At 57.0% G+C, this 14644-nt stretch carries 13 protein-coding genes; 6 read left to right on the plus strand and 7 right to left on the minus strand.

The genetic code is table 11. From position 1 onward, the window contains the following. Positions 1–14 precede the first annotated feature (14 nt). Positions 15–587: a hypothetical protein gene (locus tag JYB85_RS03090; protein WP_207381013.1), complete on the plus strand. Its 573-nt coding sequence runs from the start codon at positions 15–17 to the stop codon at positions 585–587. 28 nt (positions 588–615) lie between these two features. Here JYB85_RS03090 and JYB85_RS03095 read toward each other — a convergent pair whose 3' ends face one another. From JYB85_RS03095 to JYB85_RS03105, 3 genes are all read right to left on the minus strand, one after another. Continuing rightward, a complete protein-coding gene (locus JYB85_RS03095) occupies positions 616–1449 on the minus strand; it encodes a DMT family transporter (protein WP_267459515.1) in 834 nt (277 codons plus the stop codon). A gap of 102 nt (positions 1450–1551) precedes the next feature. Next, the gene (locus JYB85_RS03100; protein ID WP_228730180.1) at positions 1552–2499 is read right to left on the minus strand and encodes a substrate-binding periplasmic protein; all 948 of its coding nucleotides are present in this window, start codon (positions 2497–2499) and stop codon (positions 1552–1554) included. A gap of 173 nt (positions 2500–2672) precedes the next feature. Further along, entirely contained in the window at positions 2673–3230 is a 558-nt protein-coding gene (locus JYB85_RS03105; protein WP_207381014.1) for a DUF924 family protein, read from the minus strand. A gap of 115 nt (positions 3231–3345) precedes the next feature. On the opposite strand from JYB85_RS03105, the gene JYB85_RS03110 reads away from it, so the two are divergent. Next, complete coding sequence (locus JYB85_RS03110) at positions 3346–3648, plus strand: winged helix-turn-helix domain-containing protein (protein ID WP_207381015.1); 303 nt, start codon at positions 3346–3348, stop codon at positions 3646–3648. A 72-nt stretch (positions 3649–3720) separates the two neighbouring features. Then, a complete protein-coding gene (locus JYB85_RS03115; RefSeq protein WP_207381016.1) occupies positions 3721–4626 on the plus strand; it encodes a GGDEF domain-containing protein in 906 nt (301 codons plus the stop codon). Here the strand turns inward: JYB85_RS03115 and JYB85_RS03120 are convergent. The 3 genes from JYB85_RS03120 to JYB85_RS03130 form a co-directional block, all read right to left on the minus strand. Continuing rightward, a complete protein-coding gene (locus tag JYB85_RS03120; protein ID WP_207381017.1) occupies positions 4613–5572 on the minus strand; it encodes a phospholipase C/P1 nuclease family protein in 960 nt (319 codons plus the stop codon). The genes JYB85_RS03115 and JYB85_RS03120 overlap by 14 nt on opposite strands. Positions 5573–5835: 263 nt before the next feature. Next, positions 5836–5982: a hypothetical protein gene (locus tag JYB85_RS03125; RefSeq protein WP_207381018.1), complete on the minus strand. Its 147-nt coding sequence runs from the start codon at positions 5980–5982 to the stop codon at positions 5836–5838. Between the two features lie 2 nt (positions 5983–5984). Beyond that, entirely contained in the window at positions 5985–6341 is a 357-nt protein-coding gene (locus JYB85_RS03130) for a DUF2956 domain-containing protein (RefSeq protein ID WP_207381019.1), read from the minus strand. A 158-nt stretch (positions 6342–6499) separates the two neighbouring features. Between JYB85_RS03130 and JYB85_RS03135 the strand changes: the two genes are divergently transcribed. Together JYB85_RS03135 and JYB85_RS03140 are read left to right on the plus strand one after the other, a co-directional pair. Next, on the plus strand, positions 6500–8356 hold the full coding sequence (locus JYB85_RS03135) for an ABC transporter transmembrane domain-containing protein (protein WP_207381955.1): 1857 nt from the start codon (positions 6500–6502) through the stop codon (positions 8354–8356). Between the two features lie 110 nt (positions 8357–8466). After that, positions 8467–9753, plus strand: coding sequence for an acetyl-CoA hydrolase/transferase family protein (locus JYB85_RS03140; RefSeq protein ID WP_207381020.1), 1287 nt, complete (start codon positions 8467–8469; stop codon positions 9751–9753). Between the two features lie 110 nt (positions 9754–9863). Here the strand turns inward: JYB85_RS03140 and JYB85_RS03145 are convergent, their stop codons facing one another. Next, complete coding sequence (locus JYB85_RS03145; protein ID WP_207381021.1) at positions 9864–11459, minus strand: AMP-binding protein; 1596 nt, start codon at positions 11457–11459, stop codon at positions 9864–9866. A 368-nt stretch (positions 11460–11827) separates the two neighbouring features. On the opposite strand from JYB85_RS03145, the gene JYB85_RS03150 reads away from it, so the two are divergent. Beyond that, positions 11828–14365, plus strand: coding sequence for a TonB-dependent receptor plug domain-containing protein (locus tag JYB85_RS03150; RefSeq protein ID WP_407695884.1), 2538 nt, complete (start codon positions 11828–11830; stop codon positions 14363–14365). Positions 14366–14644 lie beyond the last annotated feature (279 nt).

A 14644-nucleotide genomic window follows, 5' to 3' on the forward strand; every position in this document is an offset into this window, starting at 1 on the left:
AGGAGGCTGTTTTTATGAACATGTCAGCTTATGTGGCAGGTACGCTACTTATCGGCGTTGCCGGCCTGAGTGCTTCTGTCTTGGCAGGAGATGAAAAAATGGGCGCCATGATGGACCCACAAATGAAACAACACATGCTGGACGATGCCTTGAGTGCGGCGCCACCCACCTTGCGTGACAAGGTGACAGTGCTGGACTGGGACAAGAATGTATTGCAACAGGGCAGTGTGGATTACACCTGCTTCCCGACCCCGCCACAGTTGAAGGGGACATCACCCATGTGTATGGATGGTCCCTGGATGGAGTGGGCCCATGCCTGGATGAACAAGCAACCCTTCGAGGCCAAGAGTATTGGGATTTCCTATATGTTGGCCGGCGATGGCGGTGCCAGCAACACAGATCCCTACGCTGAAGGTGAAACCCCTGACAATCAATGGATAGATGAGGGGCCCCACCTGATGATTATTACCCCGGACAAGGCGCTGCTCGACAGCCTGCCGACAGACCCCTATTACGGTGGTCCATATGTCATGTGGAAGGGCACGCCCTACGCCCACATCATGGTGCCTGTGGGGGCCAGGAAATAACAAAAAGCCCGGCATTGCCGGGCTTTTTTTAACTGCGTCTTGTCGTCTTGAGCCAGCTCTGACCTATCCCGGCAGTGATAATCACAGCTGCGCCTCCCCATTGCAGTGTCGACATGGGTTCTTGAAACAAGATCCAACCAATCAGCAGCACTGTCACCGGCTCCAGATAGGCCAGGGTGCCGAAAATCCGCGCCGGCAGGGCCGCTATGGCCTGCACCGCAAAGAGTATTGCCAAAAAGCCGGGAAACACGGCGGCCACCAGCAGCCAGGCCCATTGCTCTCCCGTGGGATGTGGCTGTTCAAGTACCAGGGGCAGGGCGCACAGGGCGCCGGTCAGCAATTGCCAAAAGGTTTTGCCGTAGGCGTGCTGGCTGGGGGGCACTCGCTTATTGACCAAAATAAAGCTGGCATAGGCACCCAGGCAGGCGAGCGCATACCACAGGCCCTGCTTTTGCCAGGCCGATGTGTCGAGGCGAAACTCCTGCAACATGGCAAAGCCGAAGAAGGCGCCGCCAATGCACAGCAACATCCAGCGGTTGAGGCGCTCGTGAAACACAAAGTGGGACACCAGTGCTGCCAGCGCCGGTGCCAGATACACCAGCATGATGGCCAGCGACATGGGAATGGTTTCTATGGCTTTGAGAAAGCTAAGAATAAAACCGGCCAACAGGGCACCACCGGCAATGACCGCCGGATGGGGGCGGCGCCACAAATGGCGGTCTCTGCGTTTGGGTAACAAAAACAGCAGTAAAATCAGCGCGCCCAGCGCCAGTCGATAAAAGGTGAGACTGGCAGCATCTATGCCGCTGTAACGGGCGATGAGACCTATGGTGCCCATCAGGGTGGCAGACAGGGCTGCCATCAGATAAAACTGCATCCGAATTCGACTTGAAGTAGAACAGGCAAACACTCTAGCGCCGGCGGATTTTTTGCTCAAGCTTGCCTTGGGGCTGAAACAGGAATTTTATTCAGGCTCGGGCTCGGATGGGGGAATGGCTGCGCCGGGCTGGCTTTGCGGATTATCGCTGGCGGGCGTCACCTCTTGCTCCATTGGCTTTGGCAACAGGCTCAGCGGTGCGGCGTCATAGGGCCTGGTTGGATTGGAAACCAAGGGCATATCATCCTGATATTTTTCATGCAGTTGTTGCCAGCGGCCATCGGCCTTGAGCTGTTTCAATCCCCTGTTGAAGTCATCGCGAATGCGTTCGCTTTGGAAGGCAAAACGGTACTCTGTGGGAGGAAATATCTCGTGGTAGACAAGGGATTGCTGCAGCTCGGTAGCGTTCAAGGCATTTTGTAACAGGGCCTGCCTGCGGTAGTAATTGAAAATATGCCGGTCCATGACCACGGCATCCACCCTGTCCTTCATCAGCATGTACACCTGCAGCAGCTGACGGGCGACCTCGCTGTACTCGTCATTGGCAGTCACCACCTGACTGAATTCCGGACCGAGCAGTACCGAGGCCCGCTGAAAGGCGACTATGCGTTTGTCCTTGAGATCGCGAATGCTATCAATCTTGAGTTGATTCTTGGCCAGGCTGATGGCGCAATTTTGAAACACTATGGCCACGTCAGAGTAAAATACCTTGTCCACCATGCCTTCGTGCACATTGATAATGCCGTCGAGCTTACCTTCCCGCAATTCATGGAAGGTGCGCGCCAGTGGCAGATAGGTGATGTTGACCCTGTGACCCGCGTCGGCCAGGGCCATGTTGAGCAACTCCAGCTCAAGGCCGGTGTTATTTTCTTGAATCACATAGGGGGGAATAGAGAAGCTGACGCCTATGGTCAGTTCATCGGCATGGGTACCGGACAACATCAGTCCCAGCGACAGTGCCAGACTTTTTCCGGCTATTCTGCAGCGTTTTTGGGACCAGTGCCTATCTATGTTTTTTGGCGAACGCACTGTCATTTCAGGGTATTCCTCTGGGGAATGGGCTGTTTACCTATTGTTATTTTAATCCCCTCCCTGGTTTATGGCATAAAGCTCCTTCAGGCCGGTCTTGCTGTCAAGCCGTCTGTTATGGAAATGTGAATTTCGATGGCTTTTGCTTAGCGCTGTCAGGGCTGCTCTCCATTATTCGCCTAGAAAGAGGAGACCGGCTGGGCCAGAAAGGCCAGTTCCTCCTCGGTGGAAATACGGCCTAAAATGGCATTGCGGTGGGGATAGCGGCCAAACCTGTCAATGATGGCCTTGTGGCGCCGCTCAAAATCCAGGTTGCTGCGGGTGGCATCCTGATCGAACAATGTCATGGCTGTTTCGTGGATCAGCGCCGATTCGCTGTGCATAAAGGGCATGTACAAAAAGGCCAGCCATTTGTCCGGAAGCCGGCGATCCGCTTGCTGGGCTACGGCCTCCTGGGCCAGCACCAGCGCTATGGGATCGGCGGCAAAGGCCGCGGGGGTATCCCGGTGGATATTGCGCGAAAACTGATCCAGCACCAGCACCTCCGCCAGTCGACCCTCGGCACTTGCCCGCCAGCTGAACAGCTCACCGCGGACAGCACTCTCAAGCAGGGCGCCAAAGCGGCTGCGGATCAAGTCGTCGAACCCGGGATCCTTGGCCCACCATTGTTTGGGACTGATCTCCACGAACCAGAAATGCAGTACAGCCTCGGCTTGAGGGGGAAGAGAGGTCGACATCTGTTGCTCCTTGCCAATCACAGCTTGAGTCCTATTGGACTTTTGTCTTGGCCTATTGGTTATGGGCTGAAAATAAAGTAGTTTTAAGGCATATCCAGCTATGGGAGCCTGCTCAATGCCTGTCGTACCCGAGGTCAGTAAAGCCCATAAGGCTTTTCTGCGCAAACTCTATCTGGCACACCTGATGGATGATGCCCGCCACAACCTGTTGTCCCTTGGCAAACTCACCGGCATGCCGCGCCGCACCCTGCAGGATGCCATCGCCAGCTTCGGCGATCTGGGGATCAAGGTGGAGTTCGTCCAGGACGGCGAGCGCCACAATGCCGGTTACTATAAGGTGCTGACCTGGGGGCCCATCAGCAGTGCCTGGGTCGACACCCATGTGGATCATATACGCGCCTTGTTAACGACCGAGTGACAGTGGTTTAAGCCAATCATCTGGCTCGGCTATACTTTGCCGGAACGCCCTGGCCATCCGGATAAAGCAGGCATGCAAGCTTACGAAAAATTATTGATGGATCTGCTTCACAGCTCCCTGGATGGCTACGCCCTCTTCGGTCCCGATGATCGGCTGGTCTATGCCAACGATGCCTTCCTCTCGCTCATGTATGTATTCCGGGATGAAGTGGGGCGACTGACCTTTGATGCGATTTTGCGACGCAATTTCCATCAGGGCCGGGCTGCCCATATCGGTTCGGGTGACATAGAGCAGTTTATTGCATACGTGGAAAGCGTCAGACGCTCCAAGCCCTACCGCCTGTTTGAGGTTGACTATCTGGATGGCCGCTGGTTCCTGATGTCGGAGCAGACGGATGCCATGGGCAACATGTTGTTGCAAATCAAAGATATCACTAAGCAGAAGCAGTCAGAGCAACATTTGCAGGCGGCATTATACAAGTATCATGTGATGGCATTGACCGATGAGCTGACCGGCGTTGCCAATCGCAGGGCGATTCAGGACTCGGTCAGCGCCGAACTGGCCCGCTGCAGCCGAATCGGCGCCGCCATGACCATACTGCTGGTGGATTTGGATCACTTTAAAAGGGTCAATGACACCTATGGTCATCATATCGGCGATTTGGCGCTGAAACATTGTGCCGAGGTCATGAAGGCCAGCTTGCGGCCGTTCGACATGATAGGTCGCCTTGGCGGCGAAGAATTTGTGGTGTTTCTTGGCAATACCGACAGCCAGGATGCCAGGGTGATCGCCGAACGGATCCGCGCTCAGATCCAAAGTCTGCCATTGCAAACCCCTGGCCGAGAGATAGCCCTTTCTGTGTCTATCGGGGTGTCCACCCAGCACCACAATCCTACCTTTGAGTCCCTTTACCTGGAAGCGGATCAGGCCCTGTATGAAGCCAAGAGTCAGGGCCGTAACCGGGTTACCTTGAGCTGACTCCGGGTTGCAGCGGTCCACTGGCGCTCTGTCTGGCCCATTGCAGCAATTGCAGATCGGCGCGAATGGCATCCAGGTGACGGCCTTTAACAAAGGCATCGAAGGCTGCCTTGTCCGGTACACAGCTTGGAAACAGGCCGGGGCGGCGGGCGCGTACCTCGCCAAAGGGTGGTAACTGCTGGTTATAGCCGACAAAGTATTTGTGTCCCAGTGGCTGCTGCCAGTAATCGCCCCAGTGCAGCCCGGGGCAGCCCGGTACAGCCTCGGCCATGGCGGCCAGGGTGGCGCGGGCCTGGCTCAAGCGAATACTGTCCACAGAGGCTGCCGGGGTAGCCAGCACCGAACACAGGCCGGATTGCGCTCCCGCCAAATCGGCGCTGACCGGCCAGTCATCAATCCTGTCGTGAATGGCGAGCACACCGCGAAACCCCCAGCCCAGATAGTTGACCAGGGGGGCGAAGGTGCGCTTCCAGGCCACCAGCTTGGGGCCGTGATACACGGGTGCCACGTGGGCCGGAACACTGACATCCTCGGTTAAGTGCATCAGGGCACCAAGAAAATACCAACGGTAATCATCGCCATAGCGCTTAAAGCCTTGAGTTGCGTTATTCCAGAGCCGCGCCATCGACATGTCGGTGCGACCCTCCAGTGTCAGGGCCGGGTCCTGCTTGTCCGGGCTGAAGAAGTGCCAGTTGTGGACCCGTCTTGCCATGGGAAACAGGGCATCTGCCTCCGGCAGTTTGAGCAGGGGGCGGGGCAGGGCGGTGGCGCCCTTGTCCATGGCGTGGTTGGCTATCAGCAGCTGATTGGCCCTGCTGTCGTTATGAGCGAGGCTCTGGTTATAAAAAGATTCACCGGTGCAGCTCTCAAACAGGGCCAAGGCCTGTCGCGCCAGTGGCAGATGGCCTGTGTCCGGGTTATAGGCCAGGGCTTGGGCAGGCAACATGATTGTCAGCAATGAGAGCCGCGAGGCTTGCTGCGCTTTTCGCCAAACTACTCGCAAAAAGAGCAGCAGCCGGCCGCTCATTGGCTTGGTCGTGAGTCTTTGCTTGAAACCAAGCCTGCTGGGGCGCATTTGAGCAAGGAGCACTTGAACGAGGTGCTCTGGAGAGAGTGGCATGACACTTCCCTTTATCTATCCGGATTCGCCCAAGAATAACAGCAAATGCGGCTTTCGCCTCAGCCCATTTTCATCATGCCAACAAGGGCTTACCACCAGGCGGCGTACAGTCCCGCCAGCACCAGGCACAGGGCCACAGAAGCCAGGTTAAAGCCGGCGCTGGTGCTATAGCTCAGGCTGTCAAGATGAATCGCGGCATGGTGATTGTCCCGTGGCCGCTCAATCAGCTTGACCAAAATTATTGGCTTAGCAGTAACCAAGCGGCAAAGCCGAGCCAGCTGACCAGCAGCAGGCTCCAGGGCAGGGCTGCGCTTTTGTACCAAACGTTTGGGTACCAAGGGCTGTCCGGCCAGTCCTGTTCGAGTTCTTGTTCGAGCTCGGTCTCATCCAGCTGGGATTGGCGGTCTTTAAGCTGGCGCTTGCGCAACTTGTCGCGCTCGCGGGCCTTGGCTTTTTGCTGTTTCTTGAACTCGGCTATGCCTTTTTCTATGCCCTGGGCGATAAGCCGGGTTTGTTCCTTGGTCTGGTCAGGTTTTTGGGTGGCACGGGCGACCTTCATCGCCTGTTCGCGGGTTTCGGGTGAAGCTGGGGTCATGGGGATGCTCTGTTTTTTCTGATAAAAACCAATGGCGTCCATGATAACCCTTAAGTGCCATGATTTCCCTACTGTTACTGTGGCTCAATCCGACGCTGCCATTGCAATTGGCCAAGGCATACCCCATGTTAGAAGTTATCAGCCACGCCGCCGTCGCCATGCGTAATAGAGCGAACCGGGCGCGGTCTCTTTTCTCAAGCGGAGCCACTATGGACAGCAAAACAGCGCGGGCGGATGTGCTCGGATGGATCCTGGGATTTTTACGCCCCTACAAGCTCAAGGTGGTTGCGGCCCTGGTGTGCCTGCTGCTGGGCTCGGTCGCCTGGCTGGCCCTGGGCCAGGGGGTACGGCTGCTGGTGGACGAGGGTTTTGTCAGCGGCTCGGTCGAGCGGCTCAACCAGATCATTCTTATGCTGCTCGGGATCACCGCCGTCAGCGCCAGCGCCGTCTATTGCCGCTTTTTCCTGATGACCTGGCTCGGCGAGCGGGTCAGCAATGACATTCGCTTGAACTTGTACCGCCAGTTGCTGACCCTGTCGCCAAGCTTTTACGCCAGGCTGCGCACCGGCGAGGTGCTGTCGCGCTTTACCGCCGACACCACCCTGCTGCAAACCGTGGTGGGCTCCAGCCTGTCGATGGCGCTGCGCTCGGCGGTGACAGTTCTGGGGGGCATGCTGATGATGGCGGTGACCAGTCTCAAACTCACCGCTCTGGTGCTGCTGGCGGTACCCGCGGTATTGGTGCCGGTATTCTTTTTCGGGCGCCGGGTGCGCAGTCTGTCGCGGGAGAGCCAGGACAGGGTGGCCGACCTCGGCGCTTACGTGGATGAGAGCCTGCACGAGATCCACACTGTGCAGTCCTATGGCCATGAAGCGGTGGACCGGGAGCTGTTCGGCAACCATGTTGAAGCCGTGATGGCCTCGGCCAACCGCCGCATCCGGGTGCGGGCGGCGCTGATCGCCCTGGTGATGTTTTTATCCATTGCCGCCATCGCCCTGGTGACCTGGGTTGGCGCCCGGGATGTGATGAGCGGGGTGGTCAGCGCCGGTCAGCTGTCGGCCTTCCTGTTTTATGCCGTGATGGTGGCCGGTGGCACGGCCACCATCAGCGAGGTGGTGGGGGATATCCAGCGCTCCATTGGCGCGGCTGAGCGACTCAAGGAACTGACCGAAGCGCAAAGCGATATTCCTGAGCTGGCCGAGTCCAAACAATTGGCCAAGCCGGTGCGCGGTGAGCTGCAATTGCAGGCGCTGCAGTTCGCCTATCCCGGCAGTGGCTCTGGTGGAGAGAACGGCAATGGCGACGCAACCCCGGCACTGGCGGATCTCAATGTCCATATCCGTGCCGGTGAAAAGGTGGCGCTGGTGGGCGAGAGCGGCGCCGGCAAGAGCACCCTGTTCCAGCTGTTGGCGCGTTTTTATCAGCCCACAGGCGGCCGCATCCTGCTCGACAACACAGATATTGCCGAGTTGTCTTTGGATGAGCTGCGGCGCCAGTTTGCCCTGGTGCCCCAGGAGTCGGTGATCTTCGCCACCAGTGTGCTGGAAAACGTGCGCTATGGCGATCCGCAGGCTTCAATCGAGGCGGTGCGCGCAGCCTGTGTCGCCGCCCGGGCCGACGAGTTTATCCGCGAGCTGCCGGACGGCTACGACACCTATCTTGGTGAGCGTGGCGTGCGCCTGTCCGGTGGCCAGAAGCAGCGCATCGCCATCGCCCGCGCCATACTGGCCAATCGCCCCGTGCTGCTGCTCGATGAGGCCACCAGTGCTCTGGATGCCGTCAGCGAACTCAAGGTCAAGCAGGCCCTGGATGTATTGATGCAGGGGCGCACCAGTTTGATCATCGCCCATCGGCTGTCGACCGTTATCAATGCCGATCGCATTCTGGTGCTCGACAAGGGCCGGCTGATAGCCCAGGGCAGCCACAGCGAACTCCTTACAAGCAGCGACCGCTACCGGGAATTTGCCAGCTTGCAATTGCTCAGCGAAGAGGCGCCGCTGTCAGTGCCGGGTTAACCCGGCAAATTCAGGCCGGGTGGGAAATTGTAAAAGCATGATCCGGCTCAGCCCAAGCGCCTGTCTTTACTGCTATAACAGCAAGGTCTTATTCTCATAAAGGAAAGGCCATGGCGCCACGGCACTGCAACACAGCCCTTGAGGCTGTGTCACTGATAGACAACAACGAGTACATCTGGACCCATTCCATGGGGGCGACCCCGAGAATTATGTTGGAAGCGCTGGCCGTTCATGCCCGCAACCGCCGTAATCTGACCCTGCTGCAACTGCATACCGAGCAGGCCGAGTGCCTGAGCAGCCCCGAACTCAAGGGCCATTTGCGTCACCGCTGTTATTTCGGCGGTGTGCCGACCCGCTCCCTGCTGCAACAGGGGGACGCCGATTATGTGCCGATTTTCCTGTCGGAAGTGCCCAAGTTGTTCCGCAGCCGCGAGCAGCGCATCGACACCGCCATCATCCAGGTGTCACCGCCGGATAAGCATGGTCTTTGTTCCCTGGGGATCTCGGTGGAGGCCACCCTGGCCGCCTGTGAGGTGGCAGGTAGGATCATTGCCCATATCAATCCGCAGATGCCGCGCACCCACGGCGATGGCTTTGTGCATATGGACAGGTTTGCCGCCGTGTACGAGGAAAGTGTGGCCCTGCCGGAGCATCCCATGGCCGCCGGTGACAAGGTCACCCGTGCCATAGGTGAGCACGTGGCGACCCTGGTGCGCGACGGCGATTGTTTGCAGATGGGCATAGGCGGCATTCCCGATGCCGTGCTCGGTTGTCTCCATGACAGGCGCGATCTGGGGATCCATACCGAGCTGTTTTCAGACGGCATACTGTCACTGGTGGAGCGTGGCGTGGTCACCAACAAGTGCAAGCGCTTCCGCCCCGGCAAGCTGGTGACCGGCTTTGCCCTTGGCAGCCGCCGCCTGTATGACTTTGTCGACGACAATCCCGAGGTGGTGTTCCTCGATATTGAGCAGGTGAACGACACCGCCATTATCCGCCGCAACCCCAATGTGATGGCCATCAACTCGGCGCTGCAGGTGGATATCTCCGGCCAGGTCTGCGCCGATTCCCTCGGCACCCGCATTTACTCGGGTGTAGGGGGCCAGATGGACTTTATCCGCGGCGCCGGTCTGTCCGAGGGCGGCCGCTCGGTAATTGCCATCCCCAGTACGGCGGCGGGTGGCAAGGTATCGCGCATAGCCCCTGTGTTGGCCCCCGGGGCCGGGGTGGTGACCACCCGCGCCCATGTGCACTACATAGTGACCGAATACGGGGTCGCCAACCTGCGCGGTCGTTCACTGCGGGAGCGGGCCAAGGCCCTGGTGGACATAGCCCATCCGGATTTTCGCGAGCAGTTGTGCCGGGAAACCTTTGAACTGTGGGGCTTAACCATTTAAGGCTCAGGGTTTTACGGCAATAAAAAAGCCCCGGCATTGCCGGGGCTTGTTGTTATGGGCTGGCTACTAATTGCTTAGCTGTTAATGGTCTCGCTATTAATTGCTTAGTCTTAGCTGCGCAGCGCCCGGCGCAGCACCTTGCCGACAGTACTCTTGGGCAGCTGGGGTACAAACTCTATCTGCCGCGGCAATTTATAGCCGGTGAGATTGGCCTCGCAGTGCTGCATTATTGCATCCCTGGCCTGCTGCTGATTTTCCACCTCTGGGGTCAGCACGATAAAGGCCTTGACCGTCTCGCCACTTTTCTCGTCGGCCACGCCTATGACGGCGCACTCCAGTACCGCCGGGTGACCGGCGAGTACGTTCTCAACCTCGTTGGGATAGACGTTAAAGCCCGAGACGATAATCATGTCCTTTTTGCGATCCACTATCCGCAAAAAGCCCTCGGCATCGGCTATGGCCACATCGCCGGTGCGAAAGAAGCCATCGGCGGTAAATACCCGGGCATTTTCCTCCGCCTGCTGCCAGTAGCCACTCATCACCTGGGGACCGGCCACCGCCAGTTCCCCGGCTTCGCCAAGTGCCACTTCGACATCGTTGCTATCGAGGATTTTCACCCTGGTATTGAGCACGGCTTTGCCTATGGTGCCAAGACGTTCCAACCCCGGGGCATTGAGGCTGACCACGGGGGAGGTTTCCGACAGCCCATAGCCCTCGCTGATGGTGCAGCCAGTGGTCTGTTGCCAAAGTTTGGCGGCCGCCTCGGTCAGGGCTGTGCCTCCTGAGATGGTGACCTTGAGGTGACTGAAATCCAGGGCCTTGAACTTGGCCTGATGGCACAGACCCACAAACAGGGTGTTGAGGCCGGCAAAACCGGTAAAGGGATACTTGGCCAGGGTCTTTATCAGGCCGGCAATATCCCGCGGATTGGGGATCAGCACAGAGCAGGCGCCGCACTCGAAATAGAGCACCAGGTTCACCAGAAAGGCATAGATGTGATAGATGGGCAGGGGGGCGACAAAGATGTCTTGCCCCTCGGATATCACATTCCCCAGTCGGGATTTGCATTGGGCCGCATTGGCCAGCAGGTTACCGTGGCTGAGCATGGCGCCCTTGGACAATCCCGTGGTACCGCCCGTGTACTGCAGCGCCGCCAGACTGGCGTGATCGGCCGCTAAAGGTTTCAGTTCCAGGCCCATACCCTGTTGCAGCACCTGCATGAATTCCACATTCTTGAGCCCTGTCTTGGGCTGCACCTGAGGGGCCAGCAGATCCAGCGGATGGGTGGATATCACCAGCTCCACCGGCGTACTGGCCACCACCTTGGCCAATATGGGTAACAGATCCGACAGCACCACCAAGGCCTTGGCCCCCGAGTCTTTGAACTGATGGATCAGCTCGCGCTCGGTATAAAGGGGATTGGTGTTGACCAACACCAGCCCGGCCTTGAGGGCGCCGTAGGCGGCGATAACAAACTGGGTCAAATTGGGCAGCTGAATGGCAATTCTGTCGCCCGGTTGCAACAGAGGTTGCTGTTGTAACCAGGCACCGAAGGCGTTGGCCAGGGTATGGATTTCACGAAAGCTGTGCTCTTTGCCCAGACAGGCAAAGGCGGGCTTGTCGCCATAGCGCTCACAGCTGGCATCGATGAGATCCACCAGGGAGGAGTATTCTATTTTTAATTCTGATTCAGTGTCATACAACATTGGAATTGTCTCTTGTCCCGTGTGCGGAAATGCCTGGTGAACCTGTGCCGCCAACTGAATGCTAGCCTAGAGCCGGGTTTGTGTCAGGGTCAATGACCTGCGATAAATTTTGTCCATTCCTCCATCACTATTCCCCCCTCCATCACATGTTCGGACGTCAGGCAAGCCCTTCGGCCATGAAATGATTCGTAAATTTATTATGTGATCTCTGTAATAAAGTATTGGTTTTTGTGAGTGACTTGTTATAAAAAAGGAGCGTGAGTGTAAATCTAGATTTCACTTCCCAGGGAGTGGCTGACGGAAAAACTCCGGAAACACGGAGTAAGTCGGCATACAGAACAATAAATAAGCAGTTGAGAGCACAAATGATGACTTTACAAAACAAAAGAAAGTTCGGGTTCAGCTCACTGAGTTTAGCTGTTTCGCTTGCCCTGACAGGCACTCTGGCCAGCCAGGTTGCCTTCGCCGAAGAAGAAGCTCAGGCCGAGGCACAAAATATCGAAAAGATTGCCGTAGTAGGTTCCCGTGCTGCTCCCCGCTCAGTAGGTGAGTCGCCTGTACCCGTTGACATCATTGGCAATGAAGAATTCACCAAGAACGGTGCCACCGACATGAACGATCTGTTCAGTAAGGTGGTGCCTTCCTATAACGTAAACGCCCAACCCATCAGTGATGCCTCGACTCTGGTGCGCCCCGCCAACATGCGCGGTCTGGCGCCGGACCACACCCTGGTATTGCTGAACGGCAAACGCCGCCACCGCTCTTCAGTAATCGCCTTCCAGGGCGCCGGTATCTCCGATGGTGCCCAGGGTCCGGACATTTCCGTGATTCCCGCCATCGCCCTGAAGCAGGTGGAAGTGCTGCGTGACGGCGCTGCCGCCCAGTACGGTTCCGATGCCATTGCCGGTGTGATCAACTTCCAGCTCAAGGACAACTCCGACGGTGGCACCATAGAAGCCCGTTACGGTGAGTTCTATGAAGGCGATGGCTCCAGCCCAATGATTGCTGCCAACGTGGGTTTGCCACTGACCGACAACGGTTTCTTTAACATCAGCGGCGAATATAAAACCCAGGATACTACCAGTCGCAGCGTCCAGCGTGATGATGCCCAGGCGCTGATCGATGCCGGCAACACAGCCGTGCCTGTGCCTGCCCAGGTGTGGGGTACCCCGGAAACCAAGGAAGACTTTAAGTTCTTCTTTAACGCCGGTCTGGATCTGAATGCCGATCAAACCGCTTACATGTTCGGTAACTGGGCCCGTCGCGACGTGGAAGGTGGCTTCTATTACCGTAACCCAACCGACCGTGATGGTATCTACAGCGCCGATGGTGGTAAGACCCTGCTGGTAGGTGACTTGACCGGCGATATGTCGGGTAATTGCCCCACTATTAATGTAGTGGACGGGGTACCTGATCCAGATGCACTGGCACAGGTTAAGGCTGACCCCGACTGTTTTGTGTTCAATGAAATGTTCCCCGGTGGCTTTACCCCACACTTTGGTGGTGTGGTGGAGGACACTTCTTTGGTGGCTGGCCTGAAGGGTACCACCAAGAACAGCATCAACTATGACTTCAGCCTGTCCTATGGCAAGAACACCTCAGACTACTACATCAAGAACACGGTCAACGGTTCCTTGGGACCTATGTCGCCAAACACCTTTAACCCAGGTAAGTATGTGCAGTTGGAGCGTGGTGCCAGCTTGGATCTGAGCTACTTCGAGATTGACACCTGGAGCTTTGCGGGTGGTCTGGAATACCGCCGTGAAACCTTCGAAATCTACAACGGTGACCCGGCGTCATTTGAAGTGGGCCCGCTGGCGTCCCAGGGCTTCGGTATTGGTTCCAACGGCTTCCCCGGCTTCAAGCCCGAGGACTCAGGTTCTTGGGGCCGTGGCAACGTGGCTGCCTACATAGATGTTGAGAAAGAAATTACCTTCAGCTGGTTGGTGACCGGTGCCGTACGTTACGAGCACTACGATGATTTCGGCTCAACCACCAACTGGAAGCTGGGTTCAATCTGGAACGTAACCGATGATTTCTCTCTGCGCGGTGCGGTCAGCACAGGCTTCCGCGCCCCTACCGTGGGTCAGAACAATGTGCGTAACGTGACCACGGCGTTCAGCCCCAACGGTCTGCAGGACCAGGCCACTCTGCCACCAACCAACCCAATTTCGGTACAGAAGGGTGGTAAACCACTGGATCCGGAAACCTCCTTCAACTACTCCCTGGGTGGCGTCTTGACTCTGGGTGAGTTCTTCCTGACCCTGGATTACTTCCATATTGAACTGGAAGACCGCATTACCCAGACATCACCGCTGGAACTGTCAGATGCTGACAAGGATGCGCTCCTGGCTCAGGGTATTCTGGATGCCAGCAGCTTCTCAGCTGTGCGTTACTTCACCAACGACTTCGATACCACTACCCAGGGTATCGATCTGGTGGTCAGCTATGCACCTGATTGGCTCGACGGCGCCAACTTTGCCCTGGCCTATAACTGGACCGAGACCGAAGTGGACAGCTGGAACCCTGCCAACATCAGCGATGCCAAGGTGAAGGCACTGGAAGAAGCCCTGCCACATTCCAAGGGGACTTTGACCTGGACCCAGGAACTCAGTGCTGACTGGCGCTCCATGCTGCGTATGAACTACTACGGTTCATACTGGGAAAACCACCTGGATTCAGACGGCGAACTGCCAATTGATGTAAGCTCTGCTGTGACCTTTGATGCCGAGCTGAGCTATGACGTCAATGACAACTGGAGCCTGTCTGTGGGGGCCCAAAACCTGTTCGACAAGTATCCCGATGACAACCCATGGGCTGGCATTGCAGGTGCCCAGTACCCAGTCACCTCGCCCTATGGCTTTAACGGTGGCTACTACTATGGCCGTGTCAGCTACAGCTTCTGATAGCTGCTGCTGGAATGAAAAGGCTGCCTTAGGGCAGCCTTTTGCTTTTGTGGATAAATGCAGATGCACTTTTGTTTTAAGGTTATGAAATTAAATTGCTTTTAGTCACGTTGTGAGCTGCTTCAAAAAATTTGTACAATTTCACCCACAGACTTGTTCACAATTTCGGTGGATAGTCTATAGTTGGAAGTTCCCGTAGGTGGTTTTGCCATTCTCAGGCTGTGGCGGGCATGGTCACAGAGGCTTAGGTTTCGCTGCACCTTGCTCCCCCGGTAGTTG

The sequence above is a fragment of the Shewanella sedimentimangrovi genome (assembly GCF_017354965.1).
In the GTDB taxonomy this organism is placed as follows: Bacteria; Pseudomonadota; Gammaproteobacteria; order Enterobacterales; family Shewanellaceae; genus Shewanella; species Shewanella cyperi.